The 655-nt window shown below is 45.6% G+C and carries 1 protein-coding gene; it reads right to left on the bottom strand.

Going from position 1 to position 655, the window contains the following annotated elements; genetic code table 11:
* Positions 1-162 precede the first annotated feature (162 nt).
* On the bottom strand, positions 163-492 hold the full coding sequence (locus QEH52_RS20010) for a hypothetical protein (protein WP_308952735.1): 330 nt from the start codon (positions 490-492) through the stop codon (positions 163-165).
* Between the last annotated feature and the right edge of the window lie 163 nt (positions 493-655).

Raw genomic sequence — 655 nt, 5'->3', positions numbered from 1 at the left:
TGACTGAATGTCCACTTGTATTGATCGTATTACTTTGTGATGCCACGGCTTGCCGGGGTATATCATGTCGAAATAAAAATTCATTTCTGCTTAACGATGAGATGTCTCAAGACTGAAGCGCGGAGCGCGAAAGGAATTGAGACGATCGACTGGTTAGATCATTCATTGTGGATAGTCTGCTCGCACCCAGAGAGTGATGAAATCATCCGTTGGCTCCAAGTACTTAAGCTTCTTTTTCGACTCTTCCTTTACTGGGAGGAAATCGCTCAATTTCTCGATTACATCGGTGAAGCCTACCCATGCCGAATTCATCTCGAGGAAGTGTCCTGATTCGTGATCGAATTCTATTGTCTTCTCTTTGTGTGTCTTGAGGTCCAAGGCTGCTACCGTGACTCTGGTTATCTCATTCCACGGATATCCGAACTTCTGGCCCTCGCGATCCTCTCTCCAAGGGCCTGATGTATCTAACCCGACTTTAGGATATTTGTTCATCTTTTTATCTAACGCAAAGGATGAGCGCGACATGGAGGCGCAGCCGTAATGTCGTTGTCTCACTCCGACTTGGGTATGCCCGGCATGTTGATAACCTTATATGGTGAAAGTCCATTGTGAAAGACCTGAATAACAAATCAATCACTAGAGAAGCACAAGTGCG

Source organism: Thalassobacterium maritimum (assembly GCF_031127805.1).
GTDB classification, from domain to species: Bacteria; Verrucomicrobiota; Verrucomicrobiia; order Opitutales; family Coraliomargaritaceae; genus Thalassobacterium; species Thalassobacterium maritimum.
The sequence above is the reverse complement of the archived record's forward strand: the minus strand, read 5'-3'. Positions and strand labels throughout refer to the sequence as shown.